Origin of the sequence: Rossellomorea yichunensis (assembly GCF_032337515.1) — a bacterium.
In the GTDB taxonomy this organism is placed as follows: domain Bacteria; phylum Bacillota; class Bacilli; order Bacillales; family Bacillaceae_B; genus Rossellomorea; species Rossellomorea yichunensis.
In genome coordinates this window covers 21,877-43,298 of the sequence record NZ_JAVYAD010000012.1, presented here as the reverse complement: position 1 = coordinate 43,298, position 21,422 = coordinate 21,877, and the positions used below count along the sequence as shown (strand labels likewise).

The following is a 21,422-nucleotide window of genomic DNA, read 5'->3' as shown; positions in this document are numbered from 1 at the left end:
TTATCCTAATATCTCTTCTACTGATTTACCACGTAATTTTGCAACGTCTTCAGCACGCTTTAATTGTTTTAAACCTTCGATAGTAGCGCGAACCATGTTAATTGGAGTGTTAGATCCTAAAGATTTAGATAGGATATCTTGAACACCAGCTAATTCAAGTACGGCACGAACAGGTCCACCGGCGATAATTCCTGTACCCGCAGAAGCAGGTTTGATCAGAATTTGACCAGCACCAAATCGTCCAGTTACTAGGTGAGGTGTAGTACCATCAACCATAGGAACTTCAATTAGATTTTTCTTCGCATCTTCAATCGCTTTACGGATTGCATCAGGTACTTCCTGAGCTTTACCAGTTCCGAAACCAACGTGACCGTTTTTGTCGCCTACTACTACAAGAGCAGCGAAACGGAAACGACGTCCACCTTTAACAACTTTCGCAACACGATTGATTGTAACTACGCGTTCTTCAAATTCTAGTTTACTTGGATCAATACGACGCATCTGGATTGTCCCTCCTTTTTTTATTAAAATTCTAAGCCGTTTTCACGAGCTGCTTCAGCTAAAGCCTTGATACGGCCATGATATAAATATCCTCCACGGTCAAATACCACGGATTTCATTCCTTTATCTACTGCACGTTTCGCAACTAGTTCTCCAACTTTTGCTGCTGCATCGATAGTAGCGGCTGAGTCTAGATCGAAATCTTTATCTTGAGAAGATGCACTTACTAGAGTAACACCGTTCACGTCATCGATAAGTTGAGCGTAGATATTTTTGTTAGAACGGAAAACGTTCAAACGAGGACGAGTTTCAGTTCCAGTAATTTTTGAACGGACACGAGCATGTCTCTTCTTACGTGTTTTGTTCTTATCTGGCTTAGTAATCACCTACGGTCACTCCTTTCTTTTGCCTACGCGGCATTATTTACCTGTTTTACCTTCTTTACGACGAACATATTCACCTTCGTAGCGAATACCTTTTCCTTTGTAAGGCTCAGGAGAGCGTACAGCACGAATGTTTGCAGCTAATGCTCCAACACGTTCTTTATCGATACCTTTAATAGATATCTTTGTGTTTGCCGGTACTTCGATCTCGATACCTTGTTCTGGTTCGATCTCAACTGGGTGAGAGTAACCAACGTTAAGTACAAGCTTAGTACCTTGTTTTTGAGCACGGTAACCTACACCGACTAGCTCAAGATTTCTTTGGAATCCTTTAGATACACCTTCAACCATGTTTGCGATTAGGGCACGAGTTGTACCGTGTAACGCGCGGTGTTCTTTTGCATCAGAAGGGCGAGTAACTGTTGCTACGTTTCCTTCCAATTCAACTTTAATATCAGAATTGAATGTACGAGAAAGTTCCCCTTTAGGTCCTTTTACAGTTACAGTGTTATCTTCACCTACTGTTAGAGTAACGTCAGATGGAATTTCGATTGGTAGTTTTCCTACACGTGACATCCTGTTGCACCTCCATTCATATAAAAAATATTACCAAACGTAAGCTAGTACTTCTCCGCCTACTTGTTGAGCACGAGCTTCTTTATCAGTTAAAACACCTGTAGAAGTAGAAACAAGTGCGATACCTAAACCGTTTAATACTCTAGGTACTTCTGTAGATTTTGCATATACACGTAAACCAGGTTTAGAGATACGCTTTAATCCAGTAATTACACGTTCGTTGTTTGCTCCATATTTTAAGAAAATGCGGATAACTCCTTGCTTGTTATCTTCTACATATTCTACGTCACGTACGAAACCTTCACGTTTAAGGATTTCTGCAATTTCTTTCTTGATGTTAGAAGCAGGAACTTCTAATCTTTCGTGACGAACCATGTTCGCATTACGGATGCGAGTAAGCAAATCTGCAATTGGATCTGTCATTGTCATAATAATTTACCTCCTTCCCAATATAGGGTATTACCAACTAGCTTTCTTAACGCCAGGAATCTGACCCTTGTATGCAAGTTCACGGAAACAAATACGGCAAAGCTTGAATTTACGGATAACTGAATGAGGACGTCCGCAACGTTCGCAACGTGTGTACGCTTGAACATTATGCTTTGGCGTGCGTTTTTGTTTCGCAATCATAGATTTTTTAGCCACATTTTCGCCTCCCTTATATAGCGATTACTTTTGGAATGGCATTCCGATTTGTGTCAATAATTCACGAGCTTCTTCGTCTGTGTTCGCAGTTGTTACGATTACGATATCCATACCACGTACTTTAGACACTTTATCATAGTCAATCTCAGGGAAAATCAATTGCTCTTTAACTCCTAATGTGTAGTTACCGCGACCGTCGAATGCTTTTTTAGAAACACCACGGAAGTCACGTACACGTGGAAGTGAAACAGAAATTAATTTATCTAAGAATTGGTACATACGCTCTCCACGAAGAGTAACTTTTGCACCGATAGGCATACCTTCACGAAGACGGAAGCCTGCGATAGATTTTTTAGCTTTCGTTACAACTGGCTTTTGACCAGTGATTTGAGTCAACTCATCAACAGCTACATCAAGAGCTTTTGAATTTTGAACAGCTTCACCGATACCCATGTTGACAACGATCTTTTCAACTTTAGGTACTTCCATTACTGATTTGTAATTGAATTTGCTCACTAGAGCTGGACTGATTTCTTGTTGAAATTTTTCTTTTAGGCGGTTCATTCAGAATACCTCCCTTCTTAATCGTACTATTTATCTAGAACTTCACCTGATTTTTTTGCTACACGTACTTTTTTGCCGTCTTCTGTCTTATAACCTACACGAGTTGGCTCGTTAGATTTCGGATCTAGAAGCATAACATTTGATACATGGATAGATGCTTCTTGGCTGATGATTCCGCCTTGCGGGTTCATCTGTGAAGGCTTAGCGTGTTTTTTTACAACGTTGATTCCTTCAACTAGCACTCGGTCTTTCTTAGGGAATGAAGCAAGAACAACACCTGTTTTGCCTTTATCTTTCCCAGTAATGACCATTACTTTATCGCCTTTTTTTACATGCATTTCATCGCACCTCCTTGAATGGCCCAATGCTAAATATCTATTAAAGAACTTCTGGAGCTAAAGATACAATTTTCATAAAGTTGCTGTCACGTAGTTCGCGAGCAACAGGTCCGAAGATACGAGTTCCACGTGGTCCCTTATCGTCACGGATAATTACACAAGCGTTCTCGTCGAACTTAATGTAAGTACCGTCTTGACGACGTACACCAGATTTAGTACGTACAACAACCGCTTTTACTACGTCACCTTTTTTAACAACGCCACCTGGTGTTGCTTGTTTTACTGTACACACGATAACATCACCGATGTTAGCTGTTTTGCGTCCAGAACCACCAAGCACCTTGATAGTTAATACTTCACGAGCACCAGAGTTGTCAGCAACTTTTAAACGTGATTCTTGTTGAATCATGTAGGTAACCTCCCTTCGGAATATAAAATATCCGAACAAATATATTAGATAATAACTGCTTTTTCAACAACTTCTACTAAACGGAAACGTTTTGTAGCAGATAGTGGACGAGTCTCCATGATACGTACGATATCGCCTACTTTTGCTTCGTTGTTCTCATCATGAGTTTTAAACTTCTTAGAGTACTTAACGCGCTTGCCGTATAGAGAATGCTTTTTATAAGTTTCTACCATAACCGTTACTGTTTTATCCATTTTGTCGGAAACAACACGGCCAGTGTATACCTTACGTTGGTTGCGGTCACTCATTTAAGCAAACCTCCTCTCATTTATCGATTGTTAACCCCGATCTCTCTTTCACGGATTACAGTTTTCATACGAGCGATCCCTTTGCGGACTTCACGGATGCGAGCTGTATTTTCTAATTGCCCAGTCGCAAGTTGGAAGCGAAGGTTAAATAACTCTTCTTTTAGAGTTTTTACTTTTTGTTCAATTTCAGCAGTGGTTAGGTCACGAATTTCATTAGTTTTCATTTGATTCACCACCAATTTCCTCACGTTTTACAAACTTCGTTTTGATTGGAAGTTTGTGTGATGCTAGACGAAGTGCTTCACGAGCTACCTCTTCAGACACACCAGCGATTTCAAACATGATTTTTCCAGGCTTAACTACTGCTACCCAACCTTCTGGAGCACCTTTACCTGAACCCATACGTACTTCTAAAGGTTTTGCAGTGTAAGGTTTATGAGGGAAGATTTTAATCCATACTTTACCGCCACGTTTCATGTAACGAGTCATAGCGATACGAGCTGCCTCGATTTGACGGTTTGTGATCCAAGAAGCTTCCACTGCTTGTAAACCGTATTCACCGAACGCTACCTCTTGACCGCCTTTAGCACGTCCACGCATTTTTCCGCGGTGTTCGCGACGATGTTTAACGCGTTTAGGTAATAACATAATTATTTGCCTCCTTCCTCAGATTTCTTTCTTGTAGGAAGAACTTCTCCACGGTAGATCCATACTTTAACGCCAAGCTTACCATAAGTTGTGTCAGCTTCTGCATGAGCATAGTCAATGTCAGCGCGTAGTGTATGAAGTGGAACAGTACCTTCACTGTAATGTTCTGCACGAGCGATATCTGCTCCGCCTAAACGACCAGATACTTGTGTTTTGATTCCTTTTGCTCCAGCACGCATAGCACGTTGGATTGATTGCTTTTGAGCACGACGGAAAGAAACACGGTTTTCTAATTGACGAGCGATGTTTTCTGCTACTAGTTTAGCATCAACGTCAGCTCTTTTGATTTCAACGATGTTGATGTGTACACGTTTTGAAGTAAGTTCGTTAAGTGCTTTACGAAGAGCTTCAACTTCTGTACCACCTTTACCGATAACCATACCAGGCTTAGCTGTATGAACAGTAATGTTAATACGATTTGCAGCGCGCTCGATTTCTACTTTAGAAACAGAAGCGTCTACTAAACGTTTTGCAATATATTCACGTACTTTAATGTCTTCGTGTAATAGATTAGCGTAATCTTTATCTGCGTACCATTTAGATTCCCAATCACGGATTATACCGACACGAAGTCCGACCGGATGTACTTTTTGACCCACAGCTTATCCCTCCTTCTTTTCTGATACGACAAGTGTAATGTGACTTGTACGTTTGTTAATTTGACTTGCACGTCCCATCGCACGAGGACGGAAACGTTTAAGTGTTGGTCCTTCATTTACATAAGCCTCAGTTACCACTAGGCTATTAATATCCATGTCAAAGTTGTGCTCTGCGTTCGCAATAGCAGACTTAAGTACTTTTTCGATTACTGGTGAAGCAGCTTTAGGTGTATGCTTTAAGATAGCAACCGCTTCTCCAACTTGCTTACCTCGGATTAGATCAACGACTAAACGTACTTTACGAGGAGCAATACGTACTGTTCTTGCAACAGCTTTTGCTTGCATTAGGATACCCTCCTCTCAATTAGCGTCTTGTTTTCTTATCATCACTTGCATGACCTTTGTAAGTACGAGATGGTGCGAATTCACCAAGCTTGTGTCCTACCATGTCTTCAGTGACGTATACAGGTACATGTTTACGACCATCGTAAACTGCGATAGTGTGACCGATGAATGCTGGGAAGATCGTTGAGCGACGAGACCAAGTTTTAACAACTTGTTTGCCTTCAGTTTCGTTCAATTTCTCAACCTTACTCATTAAATGATCATCAACAAAAGGTCCTTTTTTTAAGCTACGACCCATGTTTGAACCTCCCTTCGTGATTGATCTACGGCTCTTTTCAGGAACCGTAGTACAATCCCGTTATTTTTTGCGACGACGCACAATAAATTTATCAGATTTGTTGTTTTTCTTACGTGTCTTGTATCCAAGAGTAGGTTTACCCCATGGAGACATTGGTGATTTACGTCCGATTGGAGCGCGTCCTTCACCACCACCGTGTGGGTGATCGTTAGGGTTCATTACAGAACCACGAACTGTTGGGCGTTTACCTAACCAACGAGAACGTCCGGCTTTACCAATGTTGATAAGTTCGTGTTGTTCATTTCCAACTTGACCTACAGTAGCACGACAAGCAGAAAGAATCATACGAGTTTCACCAGAGTTAAGACGTACAAGTACATATTTACCTTCTTTACCAAGTACTTGAGCAGATGTTCCAGCAGAACGTACTAACTGGCCACCCTTACCTGGTTTAAGTTCGATATTGTGTACGATTGTACCAACTGGGATGTTGATAAGTGGTAATGCGTTACCCACTTTAATATCTGCTTCAGGTCCAGACATTACTTCCATACCTACTTCGATTGTTTTCGGTGCAAGAATGTAACGTTTTTCCCCATCAGCGTAGTTAATTAGTGCAATGTTTGCTGAGCGGTTTGGATCGTATTCGATCGTAGCAACGCGTCCAGGTATACCATCTTTTTCACGTTTGAAATCGATGATACGGTATTGGCGCTTATGACCGCCACCTTGATGACGAACTGTTAACTTACCTTGGTTGTTACGGCCACCCTTTTTGTGTAGGGGTGCTAAAAGTGACTTTTCCGGAGAATCTGTAGTGATTTCAGCGAAATCAGAACTAGTCATGCCGCGACGACCATTAGAGGTAGGTTTATACTTTTTAATCGCCATGTTTTTCCCTCCTCTTCTTAATTAAAGAATTTTATACTTCAAAGAATTCGATTTCTTTACTATCAGCAGTAAGCTTAACGATTGCTTTACGACGCTTGTTAGTGTAACCAGCGTGTTTACCCATACGTTTGAACTTACCTTTGTAGTTCATGATGTTAACTTTATCTACTTTCACGTCAAAGATTTCTTCAACAGCGTCTTTTACTTGAGTTTTGTTAGCTCTAGTATCAACTTCGAAAGTATACTTTTTCTCAGACATAAGATCAGTTGAAGCCTCTGTAATTACGGGGCGCTTAATGATTTCACGTACATCCATTATGCAAGCACCTCCTCTACTTTTTCAACAGCTGATTTAGTGATCACTAGTTTGTCGTGTCCTAATACATCCAGAACGCTAATTCCACCAGCAGGAACAACAGTTACACCAGGGATGTTACGAGCAGAAAGTGCTACGTTTTCGTCGATGCCATCAGTGATTACTAATGTTTTAGAATCAACAGATAGACCTTTAAGAACGTTAGCAAATTCTTTTGTTTTAGGAGCATCGAATGATAATGCTTCTAATACTAAGATGTTTTCTTCTACTACTTTAGAAGAAAGAGCAGATTTGATCGCTAAGCGACGGACCTTCTTAGGAAGTTTGTAGCTGTAGCTGCGTGGAACTGGTCCAAATACAGTACCACCACCGCGCCATTGTGGAGAACGGATTGACCCTTGACGAGCACGGCCAGTTCCTTTTTGACGCCAAGGCTTACGCCCACCGCCACGTACTTCAGAACGATTTTTTACTTTGTGATTCCCTTGACGTAAAGAAGCTCTTTGCATCAATACTGCTTCAAACATTACATGTTTGTTTGGTTCGATACCAAAAACAGTGTCATTAAGTTCGATATCACCAACTTTAGAACCGCTTTGGTTAAATAATGCTACTTTCGGCATTCTTGTTTCCTCCTTTCTTGAAAAGTTCTATTAGTTTGCTTTAATAGCTGATTTTACTTTGATCAGTTGTTTCTTAGGTCCAGGTACATTACCTTTAACTAAGATAAGGTTACGATCTGCATCAACTTTTACAATTTCAAGGTTTTGAATTGTAATTTGCTCTCCGCCCATACGTCCAGGTAGTAATTTACCTTTGAATACACGGTTTGGATCAACAGGACCCATTGAACCAGGACGACGGTGGTAACGAGAACCATGGGACATAGGTCCGCGAGATTGGTTATGACGCTTGATAGCACCTTGGAATCCTTTACCTTTTGAAACTCCTGTTACATCTACGATTTCGCCTGCCGCGAAAATATCAACTTTGACTTCTTGACCAACTTCGTACTCTTCTACGTTTACACCGCGGATTTCACGGATGAAGCGCTTAGGAGCAGTTTCAGCTTTAGCAACGTGGCCTCTCTCTGGTTTGTTAGAAAGCTTTTCACGTTTGTCTTCAAAACCTACTTGGATAGCTTCGTAGCCATCAACATCGATAGATTTCTTTTGAAGTACCACGTTTTGAGCAGCTTCGATAACAGTTACAGGGATAAGATCACCGTTTTCAGCGAAAACTTGAGTCATACCAATCTTTCTTCCTAAGATTCCTTTGGTCATAAGTCACACCTCCTAATAATTATGGTTTTTATGAATTAAAGTTTGATTTCGATATCTACACCTGATGGTAAGTCTAAACGCATAAGCGCATCAACTGTTTGAGGTGTTGGGTTTACAATGTCGATTAAGCGTTTATGAGTACGCATTTCGAATTGCTCACGAGAATCTTTGTATTTGTGTACAGCACGTAAGATTGTGTAAACAGACTTTTCAGTCGGTAGTGGGATCGGTCCAGAAACCGCCGCACCAGAACGTTTTGCTGTTTCAACAATTTTCTCAGCTGATTGATCAAGAATTCTGTGATCATAAGCCTTTAAACGGATACGAATCTTTTGTTTTGCCATTATTTTCCCTCCTTTATCGCCTATTTTTGAATAGACATTCTCCACAGAAATTTCCCACACACTCGCCATGGCAAAGCGGCCGTGTGTGTCAGCAACCTTCTGTTTCATCGCAGTCAAAGACCAACATTGTCTATTATAACTAAAACACCTAGAAGATGCAACTGTTTCTTACAAATTCTTTATGTTTTGCACACTTTCTTTATTATACAAACGAACCGTGGTATTTTCAAGGTTATGTGGTATTTTCACAATATTAAATATAACAATGTTAGTGGATTAAAGGACTTTAATCCAAAGGGAAATATTAATCATTCTTATATAGCTCTGATTTATAATATTTTCTCAAGAGTGAGTGCTTGTTGATTTCCATTTCCGCTCCGGGATGCTCCAATCAACTTAGTGTTTCAATTACTTATCAAGCAGTATATATAAAATGAAGTGTGTATCATAAGCCAAAATATTTCATTTTCAAAATATCTACTGAAGGTTGATCAACATAAATGAACAAGTACTATACTATATAGAAGAAACTCGTCAGCCCCATTATCAAAAACGTTGTAGTACGTCTAAATGGTATAGCTATTTTAAACAAAAAAACAGATGGACATGATGTCCATCTGTTTTTGATATCAATGATTACTCAGTGATTGTAGCTACTACTCCAGCACCTACAGTACGTCCACCCTCACGGATAGAGAACTTAGTACCTTCTTCGATAGCGATTGGAGCGATAAGCTCAACAGTCATTTCGATGTTATCGCCAGGCATAACCATTTCTACACCTTCAGGAAGGTTACAGATACCAGTTACGTCAGTTGTACGGAAGTAGAACTGTGGGCGGTAGTTAGTGAAGAATGGAGTGTGACGTCCACCCTCTTCTTTAGAAAGAACATAAACTTCTGCTTTGAACTTTGTGTGTGGAGTGATTGTACCTGGCTTAGCAAGTACTTGTCCACGTTGGATATCTTCACGAGCTACACCACGAAGTAGTGCACCGATGTTGTCTCCAGCTTCAGCATAGTCAAGAAGCTTACGGAACATTTCTACACCTGTTACAGTAGTAGATTTTGGCTCTTCAGAAAGACCGATGATGTCGATAGTGTCTCCAACTTTAACTTGTCCACGCTCAACACGACCAGTAGCAACTGTACCACGACCTGTGATTGAGAATACATCCTCAACAGGCATCATGAATGGCTTTTCAGTGTCACGCTCTGGAGTTGGGATGTAGCTATCTACAGCTTCCATAAGTTCGTAGATTTTTTCTTCCCACTCAGCTTCTCCTTCAAGAGCTTTAAGAGCAGAACCTTTGATTACTGGTACGTCATCGCCAGGGAAATCGTACTCAGAAAGAAGGTCACGTACTTCCATTTCTACTAATTCAAGTAGCTCTTCGTCGTCTACCATGTCACATTTGTTCATGAATACAACTAGGTATGGAACACCTACTTGACGAGAAAGAAGGATGTGCTCACGAGTTTGTGGCATTGGGCCATCAGCAGCAGAAACTACTAGGATCCCACCATCCATTTGTGCAGCACCAGTGATCATGTTTTTAACATAGTCAGCATGTCCTGGGCAGTCAACGTGTGCATAGTGACGAGTATCAGTTTCATACTCAACGTGCGCAGTAGAGATTGTGATTCCACGTTCTCTTTCTTCTGGAGCACCGTCAATTTGGTCATATGCCATTGCAGTTCCACGACCATACTTCTTGTGAAGTGTAGTTGTGATTGCAGCTGTTAGAGTTGTTTTACCGTGGTCAACGTGACCGATTGTACCGATATTCGCATGTTGCTTGGAACGATCAAATTTTTCCTTACCCATTTGAAAATCCTCCTTTGATTTTAAAGAAAATAAGTATATTTTGGATGCCTCAGAGATAGCTAAAAAACCACCTCTGACACAACTATTGCTTACATTAGTATTTATACTTTATAAAAGCGAATAAATCAATTATTCACCTTTATTTTTTTTGATGATTTCTTCAGAAATCGATTTAGGTACTTCTTCATAGTGATCGAAGTGCATGGAGTATGTTCCACGTCCTTGTGTGTTAGAACGAAGAGATGTCGCATATCCAAACATTTCAGATAGTGGTACGAACGCTTTAACGACTTGAGCGTTACCGCGTGCTTCCATACCTTCTACGCGTCCACGACGAGAAGTTACATCACCCATGATATCTCCAAGGTATTCCTCAGGGATAACAACCTCTACCTTCATCATTGGCTCAAGGATAACTGGCTTACATTTAGAAGCAGCATTCTTAAGTGCCATTGATGCAGCGATTTTGAACGCCATCTCAGAGGAGTCAACGTCATGGTATGAACCATCGAATAATCTTGCTTTAACATCAACAAGTGGGAAACCAGCTAAGACACCATTTTCTAAAGCATCAGATAGACCGGCTTGTACTGCAGGGATGTATTCACGAGGAACAACACCACCGACGATACCGTTCTCGAATTCGAAACCTTTACCTTCTTCGTTAGGTGAGAATTCGATCCAAACGTGTCCGAATTGTCCACGTCCACCAGATTGACGAGCGAACTTACCTTCAACTTTAGCCGTATCACGGAAAGTCTCACGGTAAGATACTTGAGGAGCTCCTACGTTTGCTTCTACTTTGAATTCACGTTTCATACGGTCAACGATGATATCTAAGTGAAGCTCACCCATACCTGCGATGATAACCTGTCCAGTTTCCTGGTCAGTATGCGCACGGAATGTTGGATCTTCCTCTTGAAGTTTTTGTAGAGCAGTAGTCATTTTATCTTGGTCGGCCTTTGATTTAGGCTCAACAGATAGAGAGATAACCGGCTCTGGGAACACCATTGATTCTAGAATAACAAGACTCTTTTCATCACATAGTGTATCTCCAGTACTTGTATCTTTCAGACCAACTGCCGCTGCAATGTCTCCAGCGTAAACAGTAGAGATTTCTTCACGGGAGTTAGCGTGCATTTGCAGGATACGTCCTACGCGCTCACGTTTACCTTTAGAAGAGTTTCTAACGTATGAACCAGAATCTAATGTTCCTGAGTACACACGGAAGAATGTTAATTTACCAACATAAGGGTCAGTTGCAACTTTGAACGCTAATGCAGAGAATGGCGCATCGTCAGCTGATGGACGAGTTACTTCTTCTTCTGTATCAGGAACAAAACCTTTGATATCTTCAACATCTGTTGGTGCTGGAAGATAGTCAATAACTGAGTCAATTAATAATTGAACCCCTTTGTTTTTAAATGCAGATCCACAAACTACCGGGTAGAACTCAACAGTCAGTGTAGCCGCACGGATAGCAGCTTTGATTTCTTCGTTAGAAAGCTCTTCACCTTCTAAGTACTTCATCATAAGCTCTTCATCAAGTTCAGAAACTGCTTCAATTAACTTTCCGCGGTATTCATCAGCTTGATCTTTGTACTCTTCAGGAATATCACGAGCTTCTGCACGTGTTCCAAGGTCATCTTCATAGAAGTAAGCTTTCATTTCAACTAAGTCGATGATACCTTCGAAATCATCCTCAGCACCGATTGGAAGCTGAATAGGATGCGCATTCGCTTGTAGACGTTCATGAAGTGTCCCAACAGAGTAAAGGAAGTCAGCACCGATTTTGTCCATTTTGTTAACGAACACAACACGGGGAACCCCGTAAGTTGTTGCTTGGCGCCAAACAGTTTCAGTTTGAGGCTCAACACCAGATTGAGCATCAAGTACTGCAACTGCACCATCAAGTACACGCAATGAACGCTCAACTTCAACAGTGAAGTCTACGTGTCCCGGTGTATCGATGATGTTAATACGATGGCCTTTCCATTGAGCTGTTGTCGCAGCAGAAGTGATAGTGATACCACGTTCTTGCTCTTGCTCCATCCAGTCCATTTGAGAAGCACCTTCGTGAGTTTCTCCAATTTTATGGATACGACCTGTATAAAATAGGATACGCTCAGTTGCAGTTGTTTTACCAGCATCGATGTGAGCCATGATACCGATATTACGAGTGTTTTCTAAGGAGAACTCTCTAGGCATGCGGTCTTTCTCCTTCCTTATATGAGAATGGTTTGTTTGTTTAAGATCAGATTACCAACGATAGTGAGCAAACGCTTTGTTCGCTTCAGCCATCTTGTGTGTATCTTCACGCTTCTTAACAGAAGCTCCAGTGTTATTAGCTGCATCAAGGATTTCGTTAGCTAAACGCTCTTCCATTGTCTTCTCACCGCGAAGACGAGAGTAGTTTACTAACCAACGAAGACCTAGTGTAGTACGACGCTCTGGACGCACCTCTACAGGTACTTGATAGTTTGAACCACCAACACGACGAGCTTTAACTTCTAATACCGGCATGATATTTTTTAGAGCTGCATCGAATACTTCCATTGCATCTTTACCTGAACGCTCGCTAATGATATCAAACGCAGCGTATAGTTTCTTTTGAGCTTTACCTCTTTTACCGTCAATCATGATTTTGTTGATTAAACGAGTAACTAATTTTGAATTGTACATTGGATCAGGTAAAACGTCTCTTTTTGCTACAGGACCTTTACGTGGCATGTGATTTCCTCCTTTCAACGAGAAATGAATTTATGATTTTTTTATTATTTTTTAGCGGCTTTAGGGCGCTTAGTTCCGTATTTAGAACGTCCTTGCATACGGCCTTCAACTCCAGCTGTATCAAGCGCACCACGTACGATGTGATAACGTACCCCCGGTAAATCCTTTACACGTCCTCCACGGATAAGAACAACACTGTGCTCTTGAAGGTTATGTCCGATACCAGGAATGTAAGCAGTAACCTCGATTCCATTTGTTAAACGAACACGAGCATATTTACGTAGCGCCGAGTTCGGTTTCTTTGGAGTCATTGTACCAACACGAGTACATACACCACGTTTTTGTGGAGAAGACAAGTTCGTGTGCACTTTCTTAAAGCTGTTATAACCTTTGTTAAGTGCAGGTGACTTTGATTTAGTTGATTTAGACTGACGAGGCTTGCGAACTAATTGGTTAATAGTTGGCATTTTGTTTTCCTCCCTTCTTATTTGGTAAGCCCACACATCCAGGTGGTTCTTTTTTGGGTAAAAGTAAAGTTTTTGCAGATAGCTTCTACAAAAACTATTTTACTGTATAATCGCAACAGCTGCTGCTCCAACATCTATTCCGCACGATTTACCAAGTTTCTTCATGGAATCCACTTTGTTAACCGGTACTTTAAGATCAATAGCGGCCTGAACTACTTTGGCTGTAACTTTGGGATCAGCATCCTCCGCAATAACAACCTCTAGTACATGACCTGTTTTTAGAGCTTTCACTGCTTGCTTTGTTCCTACAATAATTTCTTTAGCCTGCGCTACTTTTTCATAAGACATTTCATATCCTCCAAAGTAACAGGTTATTAATAGGAGCAACCTTGAATATATTATCATCTTAAAATCTCTATGTCAACATAGATTTAAAAGATTTATAAAAGCTAACTCTTAGAGCTTATGTTTGAGCAATCAAACACGCCTAAGAGTTAGCCTAAATAGATTACTCTACTGTTACTGTTTCTTCACTAGTATCTTCTGCTAATACCGGCTCTGCCTTGCGGTAACGTTGCATACCTGTACCGGCAGGAACCAATTTACCGATGATAACATTTTCTTTCAATCCAAGTAACTCATCACGTTTTCCTTTAATGGCAGCGTCCGTTAACACACGAGTTGTTTCCTGGAACGATGCTGCTGATAGGAAGGAGTCCGTTTCAAGTGAAGCTTTGGTGATTCCGAGCAGTACAGGACGTCCTGTTGCCGGAAGTTTTCCGCCAAATAGAGCTTTTTCGTTCGCATCTCTGAATTGATGGATGTCCATAAGAGTACCAGGTAGTACCTCTGATTCACCAGCATCAATAACACGAACCTTGCGTAACATTTGACGAACCATAACCTCAACGTGTTTGTCGCCGATTTCAACCCCTTGCATACGGTATACTTTTTGTACCTCACGCAGCAAGTATTCTTGAACGGCTGACACATCACGCACTTTAAGAAGTTCTTTTGGATCGATTGAACCTTCAGTGATTTCCTGACCGCGTATTACTTTATCATTCACAGCGAATTTCAAGCGGGCTGTGTAAGGAGCTGTGTAACTTCTCGTTTCCACATCACCTTGAACGGTAATTTCGTACTGACGATCTTTTCCTTCACTAATGGAAGTAATTACACCATCGATTTCAGAAATAACGGCTTGACCTTTAGGATTACGCGCTTCGAAGATCTCTTGGATACGTGGTAAACCTTGAGTGATATCGTCTCCTGCAACCCCACCAGTATGGAACGTACGCATCGTTAACTGAGTACCCGGTTCCCCGATGGATTGAGCAGCGATGATTCCCACAGCTTCCCCTACTTCGACTTTTTGTCCTGTTGCCAGGTTCGTTCCGTAACATTTCTCACATACACCATGTCTAGTGTTACATGTGAAAGCAGAACGGATCGAAACATGTTCGACACCAGCATCAATGATCGTCTTAGCTAAGTCTTCTGTGATCAGCTGATTTTCTGTGATGATGATTTCATCTGTCTCAGGATGACGTAATGTTTTACGTGAGTAACGACCAAGTAAACGTTCTTCAAGAGGCTCGATGATTTCTGTACCCTCTTTAATGGATCCTACAAGTAGGCCTCTGTCTGTTCCACAGTCTTCTTCACGAACGATTACATCCTGGGCCACATCAACAAGACGACGTGTCAGGTAACCTGAGTCAGCTGTTTTCAGTGCAGTATCGGCAAGACCTTTACGGGCACCATGTGTAGAGATAAAGTACTCAAGAACCGTTAAACCTTCACGGAAACTTGATTTGATCGGTAACTCAATGATACGACCAGCCGGGTTGGCCATCAGTCCACGCATACCAGCAAGCTGAGTAAAGTTAGATGCGTTACCACGGGCACCTGAGTCACTCATCATGAAGATCGGGTTGCGTTTATCGAGTGTCGCCATTAATTTACCTTGAATCGTATCTTTCGCAGCACTCCAGATTGAGATAACACGATCGTATCTTTCATCTTCTGTAATAAGACCACGTTTAAATTGTTTTAATACGTTGTCTACTTTACTTTGTGCTTCGATTAAGATTTCTTCTTTTTCCGCTAATACGACGATATCTGCGATACCAACCGTAATACCGGCTTTGGTAGAGTATTTGAATCCTAAGTCTTTCATCTTATCAAGCATACGGGACGTTTCTGTGATAGCAAACTTCTTGAATACTTCCGCAATGATATTCCCTAAGAATCCTTTTTTGAACGGGTTGATTAACTCACGGTTTTGGAATACTTCTTTAACGTCCGTTGACGGATCAACAAAGTAGTTCTCAGGAGTAGCTACTTCCAAGTTCGTTCTTGTTGGTTCGTTAATGAACGGGAATGTATCAGGTAAGATCTCGTTAAAGATTACTTTACCTACCGTTGTTAATAATAATTGTTTATTTTGCTTTTCTGTGAACGTTTTGTTATTGATGGTGCTGGCATGGATCGCAATACGGGTATGCAAGTGAACATAACCATTTTGATATGCAAGAATGACTTCATTTGCATCATTGAAGATCATACCTTCACCAACAGCATTTTCACGTTCAAGTGTCAGGTAATAGTTACCTAATACCATATCCTGGGACGGAGTAACAACTGGCTTACCGTCTTTCGGATTAAGGATGTTTTGGGCAGCAAGCATCAGCATGCGTGCTTCAGCTTGTGCTTCAGAAGATAGAGGTACGTGAACCGCCATTTGGTCACCATCAAAATCCGCGTTGTATGCAGTACATACAAGTGGGTGAAGACGGATCGCTCTACCTTCGACTAGAGTTGGTTCAAATGCTTGAATACCAAGTCTGTGAAGAGTAGGTGCACGGTTTAAGAGAACTGGATGTTCTTTAATAACCCCTTCTAATACATCCCATACTTCCGGTTGAACGCGTTCGATCTTGCGTTTTGCACTCTTAATGTTGTGAGCCAATCCTTTTTCAACAAGTTCTTTCATAACAAATGGTTTGAATAACTCAAGAGCCATTTCTTTAGGAAGACCACATTGATACATCTTAAGGTTAGGTCCAACGACGATTACAGAACGGCCTGAATAGTCAACACGTTTACCAAGAAGGTTCTGACGGAAACGACCTTGCTTCCCTTTAAGCATATGTGAAAGGGATTTTAATGGACGGTTACCTGGTCCAGTAACTGGACGGCCGCGGCGGCCATTATCAATTAAAGCGTCGACTGCTTCTTGAAGCATACGCTTCTCGTTTTGAACGATGATACTTGGAGCACCAAGGTCCAATAAACGCTTCAAACGGTTATTACGGTTAATAACACGACGATATAAATCATTTAAGTCAGAAGTTGCAAAGCGTCCACCGTCAAGCTGAACCATCGGGCGAAGCTCTGGAGGAATGACAGGCAATACATCAAGAATCATCCAATCCGGATCATTTCCTGAGTTTCTGAAAGATTCCACTACTTCTAAACGTTTGATTGCACGGGTACGTCGTTGACCTTGAGCTGTTTTCAGTTCTTCTTTAAGGAAATCAGCTTCTTTATCTAGGTCAATGTCCTGCAGAAGCTTTTTAATCGCTTCAGCTCCCATTGCAGCTTGGAATTTAACTCCGTATTTCTCACGATACGCACGGTACTCTTTCTCAGATAGAAGTTGCTTTCTTTCCAGAGCCGTGTCACCCGGTTCTGTTACAACATAGGAAGCGAAGTAAATAACTTCTTCCAAAGCGCGGGGAGACATGTCTAAAACAAGTCCCATACGGCTTGGGATTCCTTTGAAGTACCAGATGTGGGATACAGGGGCAGCCAGTTCAATGTGACCCATACGTTCACGGCGAACTTTAGCCTTTGTTACTTCAACACCACAGCGGTCACAAACGACGCCTTTATAACGGACACGCTTGTATTTTCCACAGTGACATTCCCAGTCCTTCGTAGGACCGAAGATACGTTCACAGAACAAACCGTCTTTTTCAGGTTTTAATGTACGATAGTTAATCGTTTCAGGTTTTTTAACCTCCCCGAAAGACCACGAACGGATCTTATCGGGGGAAGCTAAACCAATTTTCATATACTCAAAATTATTTACATCTAGCAAGGGGCCTACCTCCCTTTTAATCTACAGGCTCTAACCCTAATTGCTCTAAATTTATTCTTTTGACCCTACTGTCTGTGATTCTTGTGCATTAGATTCAGAGATATTTAGCGTGTCTGCTTGTTGTACTTCTTCTTCGTCCTCTAAGTCACGCATTTCAATTTCTTCTTCGTTACTAGAGAGGATCTTAACATCCATACCTAAACTTTGAAGTTCTTTGATCAGAACCTTGAATGATTCCGGAACTCCCGGTTCAGGAACGTTTTCACCTTTGACAATGGCTTCGTATGTTTTCACACGACCCACAACATCATCAGACTTAACCGTCAGAATTTCTTGCAGAGTGTAAGCAGCACCATAAGCTTCTAGTGCCCATACCTCCATTTCACCGAAACGCTGTCCACCGAATTGAGCTTTACCACCCAACGGTTGCTGCGTAACAAGTGAATAAGGACCTGTTGAACGTGCGTGAAGTTTGTCATCGACCATGTGAGCAAGTTTGATCATATACATGATCCCTACTGATACACGGTTATCAAACGGTTCACCTGTTCTACCATCATAAAGAACGGTTTTCGCATCACGTGCCATACCGGCTTCTTCGATGGTTGCCCATACGTCTTCTTCACGCGCTCCATCAAATACCGGTGAAGCGACATGTACACCAAGGTATCTTGCTGCCATACCTAAATGAAGTTCAAGCACCTGTCCGATATTCATACGTGATGGTACCCCTAATGGGTTCAACATGATATCGATCGGTGTACCGTCCGGCAAGAACGGCATGTCTTCTTCAGGAAGGATTCTTGAGATAACACCTTTGTTACCGTGACGACCAGCCATTTTGTCACCTTCAGAAATTTTACGCTTCTGAACGATGTATACACGTACAAGCTGGTTAACACCTGGTGGTAATTCATCGCCGTCTTCACGATTGAAGACTTTGACATCGAGGATGATTCCTCCCCCACCATGTGGTACACGAAGAGATGTATCCCGGACCTCACGAGCTTTCTCACCGAAGATTGCATGTAACAGGCGTTCTTCAGCAGTCAACTCCGTTACACCCTTAGGCGTTACTTTACCGACAAGTAAGTCGCCATCTTTTACTTCAGCACCGATGCGGATGATTCCACGCTCATCAAGATTGCGAAGTGCATCTTCACCAACGTTTGGAATATCACGAGTGATTTCTTCAGGTCCTAATTTCGTATCACGGGATTCAGACTCATATTCTTCAATATGAATTGAAGTATATACATCGTCTTTTACAAGACGTTCACTCATGATGATCGCATCTTCATAGTTGTAACCGTCCCAAGTCATGAATCCAACCATTACGTTACGTCCTAAGGCAAGTTCTCCTTTTTCCATTGAAGGACCATCAGCAAGGATTTCTCCTTTAACTACGCGGTCACCTTCACTTACGATCGGACGCTGGTTGTAACATGTACCCTGGTTAGAACGGATGAATTTTTGCATACGATATTTATCGAGGTCACCTTTTACTTCTTGACCGTCGATTTCTTTCACACGACGTACCCAAACTTGTTTCGCTTCAACCTTTTCTACAATACCTTCATATTTACAAATCACAGCTGCACCAGAGTCTTTCGCAGATACGTGTTCCATACCCGTTCCGACAATCGGTGATTCCGGATTCATTAAAGGAACTGCTTGACGCTGCATGTTCGCTCCCATAAGAGCACGGTTAGAGTCATCGTTCTCCAAGAAAGGAATACATGCTGTCGCAGCTGATACTACTTGTTTAGGAGATACATCCATGTAGTCCAGACGTTCACGTTTGATAACCGTGTTTTCTCCACGGAAACGAGCGATGACTTCTTCATCAAGGAATGCTCCGTCATCACCAAGACGCGCGTTTGCTTGTGCCACTACATAGTTATCTTCTTCGTCTGCCGTCAAGTAATCGATGCGATCGGTTACTTTCCCTGAATCAGGGTCAACACGACGATACGGCGTTTCGATAAAGCCGAATTTATTCACTTTCGCAAATGAAGAAAGTGAGTTGATCAGTCCGATGTTTGGTCCCTCAGGCGTTTCAATCGGACACATACGACCATAGTGGGAGTAATGTACGTCACGTACTTCGAATCCTGCACGTTCACGCGTTAATCCACCAGGTCCTAAAGCAGAAAGACGACGTTTGTGCGTTAATTCTGCAAGAGGATTCGTTTGATCCATAAATTGAGACAATTGAGAGCTTCCAAAGAACTCTTTAATTGATGCGATTACCGGACGGATGTTGATTAGTTGCTGAGGTGTGATCGTGTTCGTGTCCTGAATGGACATTCTTTCACGAACAACACGCTCCATACGTGATAAACCGATACGGAATTGGTTTTGAAGCAATTCACCCACCGAACGTAAACGACGGTTACCTAAATGGTCAATATCATCCGTTAGTCCTACTCCATGTAATAAGTTAAAGAAGTAAGAAATAGAAGAGATGATATCTGCAGGTGTAATGTACTTAACCTCTTCTTCAACATACGCATTGCTGATGACATTAATCTCAAATTCTCCCTCTTCGTTAGGAGAATAGATTTTGATAGATTGAAGAACGACGTCTTCTTCTAACACGCCACCAGACTGTTGGTAGTTTTTAAACCCGATGCCATTTTCTAAATAAGGAATAACCTTATCCAGAGCGCGGCGATCAAGAACCGTGCCTTTCTCCGCCAGAATCTCACCCGTTTCCGGATCTGCTAGAGTTTCTGCTAGAGTTTGACCGAATAAACGGTTCTTAATGTGAAGCTTTTTGTTCATTTTGTAACGTCCAACGTTTGCTAAGTCATAACGCTTAGGATCAAAGAAACGAGAAACGAGTAAACTTTTAGCATTTTCTACTGTAGGAGGCTCTCCTGGACGCAGACGCTCGTAAATCTCGAGCAATGCTTTGTCGATACCTTCCGTGTTGTCTTTCTCGAGCGTGTTACGAATGTACTCATTATCACCGATCAAATCGATGATTTCTTGATCAGAGCCAAACCCAAGGGCACGTAAAAGAACCGTTACCGGTAGTTTGCGAGTTCGATCAATTCGCACATATACAACATCTTTCGCATCTGTTTCATACTCAAGCCAAGCTCCGCGGTTTGGTATAACGGTAGCAGTAAACCCTTTCTTTCCGTTCTTATCTACTTTTCCGCTAAAGTAAACACTAGGTGAACGTACTAGCTGAGATACGATAACGCGCTCAGCACCATTAATGACAAAAGTACCTGTGTCTGTCATTAATGGGAAGTCACCCATAAATACGTCTTGATCTTTCACTTCTCCTGTTTCCTTGTTCACAAGACGGACTTTCACTCTAAGCGGTGCAGAGTAAGTAACATCTCTTTCCTTTGATTCTTCCACCGAGTACTTTGGCTCTCCCAGACTATAGTCAATAAATTCCAAAGAGAGATTACCAGTGAAGTCCTCAATCGGAGAAATGTCACGGAACATTTCTCTTAACCCCTCATCAAGAAACCATTGATACGAGGAAGTTTGAATTTCGATTAAATTCGGTAATTCTAAAACTTCACTGATACGCGCAAAACTTCTGCGTTGGCGGTGTCGTCCATACTGAACTAGTTGACCTGTCAACTGATTCACCCCTCAAATCAAGCGTTTTGGTTGTGTCTATATGCCTTCAAGTAGGAATGCTACTCTACACAAGACAAAAAGAAAAAGGGTTTTAATGATAAAACCTCATTTTCAAATGACGAACTATTATTTTATAATCTTTTCCAATTTATCCAATATGTATACATATGGAC

General features: G+C 41.6%; 26 protein-coding genes. All 26 read right to left on the bottom strand.

Features of this window, described 5'->3' with window-relative positions; genetic code table 11:
* The gene (gene rpsE, locus RSX31_RS22245) at positions 1 to 501 is read right to left on the bottom strand and encodes a 30S ribosomal protein S5 (RefSeq protein ID WP_113970896.1); all 501 of its coding nucleotides are present in this window, start codon (positions 499 to 501) and stop codon (positions 1 to 3) included.
* 23 nt (positions 502 to 524) lie between these two features.
* Positions 525 to 887, bottom strand: coding sequence for a 50S ribosomal protein L18 (gene rplR, locus RSX31_RS22240; protein WP_113970895.1), 363 nt, complete (start codon positions 885 to 887; stop codon positions 525 to 527).
* A 33-nt stretch (positions 888 to 920) separates the two neighbouring features.
* Positions 921 to 1,460, bottom strand: a complete 540-nt coding sequence (gene rplF / locus RSX31_RS22235) for a 50S ribosomal protein L6 (RefSeq protein WP_148971243.1) — start codon at positions 1,458 to 1,460, stop codon at positions 921 to 923.
* Between the two features lie 30 nt (positions 1,461 to 1,490).
* Positions 1,491 to 1,889 carry a 30S ribosomal protein S8 gene (gene rpsH / locus RSX31_RS22230; protein WP_060674108.1) on the bottom strand — a complete coding sequence of 133 codons (399 nt, stop codon included), beginning with the start codon at positions 1,887 to 1,889 and terminating at the stop codon, positions 1,491 to 1,493.
* 30 nt (positions 1,890 to 1,919) lie between these two features.
* A complete protein-coding gene (locus RSX31_RS22225; protein WP_010191505.1) occupies positions 1,920 to 2,105 on the bottom strand; it encodes a type Z 30S ribosomal protein S14 in 186 nt (61 codons plus the stop codon).
* Between the two features lie 24 nt (positions 2,106 to 2,129).
* Entirely contained in the window at positions 2,130 to 2,669 is a 540-nt protein-coding gene (rplE, locus tag RSX31_RS22220; protein ID WP_148971242.1) for a 50S ribosomal protein L5, read from the bottom strand.
* Positions 2,670 to 2,695: 26 nt separating this feature from the next.
* Positions 2,696 to 3,007 carry a 50S ribosomal protein L24 gene (gene rplX, locus RSX31_RS22215; RefSeq protein ID WP_034765969.1) on the bottom strand — a complete coding sequence of 104 codons (312 nt, stop codon included), beginning with the start codon at positions 3,005 to 3,007 and terminating at the stop codon, positions 2,696 to 2,698.
* A 40-nt stretch (positions 3,008 to 3,047) separates the two neighbouring features.
* The gene (gene rplN / locus RSX31_RS22210) at positions 3,048 to 3,416 is read right to left on the bottom strand and encodes a 50S ribosomal protein L14 (RefSeq protein ID WP_032085280.1); all 369 of its coding nucleotides are present in this window, start codon (positions 3,414 to 3,416) and stop codon (positions 3,048 to 3,050) included.
* 44 nt (positions 3,417 to 3,460) lie between these two features.
* Positions 3,461 to 3,724: a 30S ribosomal protein S17 gene (gene rpsQ, locus RSX31_RS22205; RefSeq protein ID WP_032085279.1), complete on the bottom strand. Its 264-nt coding sequence runs from the start codon at positions 3,722 to 3,724 to the stop codon at positions 3,461 to 3,463.
* Between the two features lie 20 nt (positions 3,725 to 3,744).
* A complete protein-coding gene (gene rpmC, locus RSX31_RS22200) occupies positions 3,745 to 3,948 on the bottom strand; it encodes a 50S ribosomal protein L29 (protein WP_032085278.1) in 204 nt (67 codons plus the stop codon).
* Entirely contained in the window at positions 3,938 to 4,372 is a 435-nt protein-coding gene (gene rplP, locus RSX31_RS22195) for a 50S ribosomal protein L16 (RefSeq protein WP_044340527.1), read from the bottom strand. The genes rpmC and rplP overlap by 11 nt, the downstream gene beginning before the upstream one ends.
* A 2-nt stretch (positions 4,373 to 4,374) precedes the next feature.
* Entirely contained in the window at positions 4,375 to 5,031 is a 657-nt protein-coding gene (gene rpsC, locus RSX31_RS22190; RefSeq protein ID WP_034765973.1) for a 30S ribosomal protein S3, read from the bottom strand.
* Positions 5,032 to 5,034: 3 nt separating this feature from the next.
* Positions 5,035 to 5,376, bottom strand: coding sequence for a 50S ribosomal protein L22 (gene rplV, locus RSX31_RS22185; RefSeq protein ID WP_034765976.1), 342 nt, complete (start codon positions 5,374 to 5,376; stop codon positions 5,035 to 5,037).
* Between the two features lie 19 nt (positions 5,377 to 5,395).
* Positions 5,396 to 5,674: a 30S ribosomal protein S19 gene (gene rpsS / locus RSX31_RS22180; RefSeq protein ID WP_148971241.1), complete on the bottom strand. Its 279-nt coding sequence runs from the start codon at positions 5,672 to 5,674 to the stop codon at positions 5,396 to 5,398.
* A gap of 60 nt (positions 5,675 to 5,734) precedes the next feature.
* Positions 5,735 to 6,565, bottom strand: a complete 831-nt coding sequence (gene rplB, locus RSX31_RS22175; RefSeq protein ID WP_044340525.1) for a 50S ribosomal protein L2 — start codon at positions 6,563 to 6,565, stop codon at positions 5,735 to 5,737.
* A gap of 31 nt (positions 6,566 to 6,596) precedes the next feature.
* A complete protein-coding gene (gene rplW, locus RSX31_RS22170; RefSeq protein ID WP_058300085.1) occupies positions 6,597 to 6,881 on the bottom strand; it encodes a 50S ribosomal protein L23 in 285 nt (94 codons plus the stop codon).
* On the bottom strand, positions 6,881 to 7,504 hold the full coding sequence (gene rplD, locus RSX31_RS22165; RefSeq protein ID WP_315636038.1) for a 50S ribosomal protein L4: 624 nt from the start codon (positions 7,502 to 7,504) through the stop codon (positions 6,881 to 6,883). Before rplD ends, rplW begins: the two co-directional genes overlap by 1 nt.
* A gap of 30 nt (positions 7,505 to 7,534) precedes the next feature.
* Positions 7,535 to 8,164, bottom strand: coding sequence for a 50S ribosomal protein L3 (gene rplC, locus RSX31_RS22160; RefSeq protein WP_148971239.1), 630 nt, complete (start codon positions 8,162 to 8,164; stop codon positions 7,535 to 7,537).
* Positions 8,165 to 8,199: 35 nt separating this feature from the next.
* Positions 8,200 to 8,508, bottom strand: a complete 309-nt coding sequence (rpsJ, locus tag RSX31_RS22155; RefSeq protein ID WP_007085291.1) for a 30S ribosomal protein S10 — start codon at positions 8,506 to 8,508, stop codon at positions 8,200 to 8,202.
* Positions 8,509 to 9,144: 636 nt separating this feature from the next.
* The gene (tuf, locus tag RSX31_RS22150; protein WP_113970887.1) at positions 9,145 to 10,335 is read right to left on the bottom strand and encodes an elongation factor Tu; all 1,191 of its coding nucleotides are present in this window, start codon (positions 10,333 to 10,335) and stop codon (positions 9,145 to 9,147) included.
* Between the two features lie 129 nt (positions 10,336 to 10,464).
* A complete protein-coding gene (fusA, locus tag RSX31_RS22145) occupies positions 10,465 to 12,543 on the bottom strand; it encodes an elongation factor G (protein ID WP_148971238.1) in 2,079 nt (692 codons plus the stop codon).
* Positions 12,544 to 12,594: 51 nt separating this feature from the next.
* Positions 12,595 to 13,065: a 30S ribosomal protein S7 gene (gene rpsG, locus RSX31_RS22140; RefSeq protein ID WP_034765993.1), complete on the bottom strand. Its 471-nt coding sequence runs from the start codon at positions 13,063 to 13,065 to the stop codon at positions 12,595 to 12,597.
* 44 nt (positions 13,066 to 13,109) lie between these two features.
* Positions 13,110 to 13,532 (bottom strand): 30S ribosomal protein S12, encoded by a 423-nt coding sequence (gene rpsL / locus RSX31_RS22135; RefSeq protein ID WP_032085266.1) that lies wholly within the window; start codon positions 13,530 to 13,532, stop codon positions 13,110 to 13,112.
* A gap of 99 nt (positions 13,533 to 13,631) precedes the next feature.
* On the bottom strand, positions 13,632 to 13,880 hold the full coding sequence (locus RSX31_RS22130) for a 50S ribosomal protein L7ae-like protein (RefSeq protein ID WP_148971237.1): 249 nt from the start codon (positions 13,878 to 13,880) through the stop codon (positions 13,632 to 13,634).
* A 160-nt stretch (positions 13,881 to 14,040) separates the two neighbouring features.
* Positions 14,041 to 17,640 (bottom strand): DNA-directed RNA polymerase subunit beta', encoded by a 3,600-nt coding sequence (gene rpoC / locus RSX31_RS22125; RefSeq protein ID WP_315636037.1) that lies wholly within the window; start codon positions 17,638 to 17,640, stop codon positions 14,041 to 14,043.
* Between the two features lie 51 nt (positions 17,641 to 17,691).
* Positions 17,692 to 21,249 carry a DNA-directed RNA polymerase subunit beta gene (gene rpoB, locus RSX31_RS22120; protein ID WP_148996557.1) on the bottom strand — a complete coding sequence of 1,186 codons (3,558 nt, stop codon included), beginning with the start codon at positions 21,247 to 21,249 and terminating at the stop codon, positions 17,692 to 17,694.
* Positions 21,250 to 21,422: the final 173 nt, after the last annotated feature.

Bases quoted from the DNA above. Each gene is read 5' to 3' on its own strand.
- rpsE (WP_113970896.1), bottom strand. From the start codon at position 501: ATGCGTCGTATTGATCCAAGTAAACTAGAATTTGAAGAACGCGTAGTT.
- rplF (WP_148971243.1), bottom strand. From the start codon at position 1,460: ATGTCACGTGTAGGAAAACTACCAATCGAAATTCCATCTGACGTTACT.
- rpsH (WP_060674108.1), bottom strand. From the start codon at position 1,889: ATGACAATGACAGATCCAATTGCAGATTTGCTTACTCGCATCCGTAAT.
- rplE (WP_148971242.1), bottom strand. From the start codon at position 2,669: ATGAACCGCCTAAAAGAAAAATTTCAACAAGAAATCAGTCCAGCTCTA.
- rplX (WP_034765969.1), bottom strand. From the start codon at position 3,007: ATGCATGTAAAAAAAGGCGATAAAGTAATGGTCATTACTGGGAAAGAT.
- rplN (WP_032085280.1), bottom strand. From the start codon at position 3,416: ATGATTCAACAAGAATCACGTTTAAAAGTTGCTGACAACTCTGGTGCT.
- rpsQ (WP_032085279.1), bottom strand. From the start codon at position 3,724: ATGAGTGACCGCAACCAACGTAAGGTATACACTGGCCGTGTTGTTTCC.
- rpmC (WP_032085278.1), bottom strand. From the start codon at position 3,948: ATGAAAACTAATGAAATTCGTGACCTAACCACTGCTGAAATTGAACAA.
- rplP (WP_044340527.1), bottom strand. From the start codon at position 4,372: ATGTTATTACCTAAACGCGTTAAACATCGTCGCGAACACCGCGGAAAA.
- rplV (WP_034765976.1), bottom strand. From the start codon at position 5,376: ATGCAAGCAAAAGCTGTTGCAAGAACAGTACGTATTGCTCCTCGTAAA.
- rpsS (WP_148971241.1), bottom strand. From the start codon at position 5,674: ATGGGTCGTAGCTTAAAAAAAGGACCTTTTGTTGATGATCATTTAATG.
- rplB (WP_044340525.1), bottom strand. From the start codon at position 6,565: ATGGCGATTAAAAAGTATAAACCTACCTCTAATGGTCGTCGCGGCATG.
- rplW (WP_058300085.1), bottom strand. From the start codon at position 6,881: ATGGATGTACGTGAAATCATTAAGCGCCCCGTAATTACAGAGGCTTCA.
- rplD (WP_315636038.1), bottom strand. From the start codon at position 7,504: ATGCCGAAAGTAGCATTATTTAACCAAAGCGGTTCTAAAGTTGGTGAT.
- rplC (WP_148971239.1), bottom strand. From the start codon at position 8,164: ATGACCAAAGGAATCTTAGGAAGAAAGATTGGTATGACTCAAGTTTTC.
- rpsJ (WP_007085291.1), bottom strand. From the start codon at position 8,508: ATGGCAAAACAAAAGATTCGTATCCGTTTAAAGGCTTATGATCACAGA.
- tuf (WP_113970887.1), bottom strand. From the start codon at position 10,335: ATGGGTAAGGAAAAATTTGATCGTTCCAAGCAACATGCGAATATCGGT.
- fusA (WP_148971238.1), bottom strand. From the start codon at position 12,543: ATGCCTAGAGAGTTCTCCTTAGAAAACACTCGTAATATCGGTATCATG.
- rpsG (WP_034765993.1), bottom strand. From the start codon at position 13,065: ATGCCACGTAAAGGTCCTGTAGCAAAAAGAGACGTTTTACCTGATCCA.
- rpsL (WP_032085266.1), bottom strand. From the start codon at position 13,532: ATGCCAACTATTAACCAATTAGTTCGCAAGCCTCGTCAGTCTAAATCA.
- RSX31_RS22130 (WP_148971237.1), bottom strand. From the start codon at position 13,880: ATGTCTTATGAAAAAGTAGCGCAGGCTAAAGAAATTATTGTAGGAACA.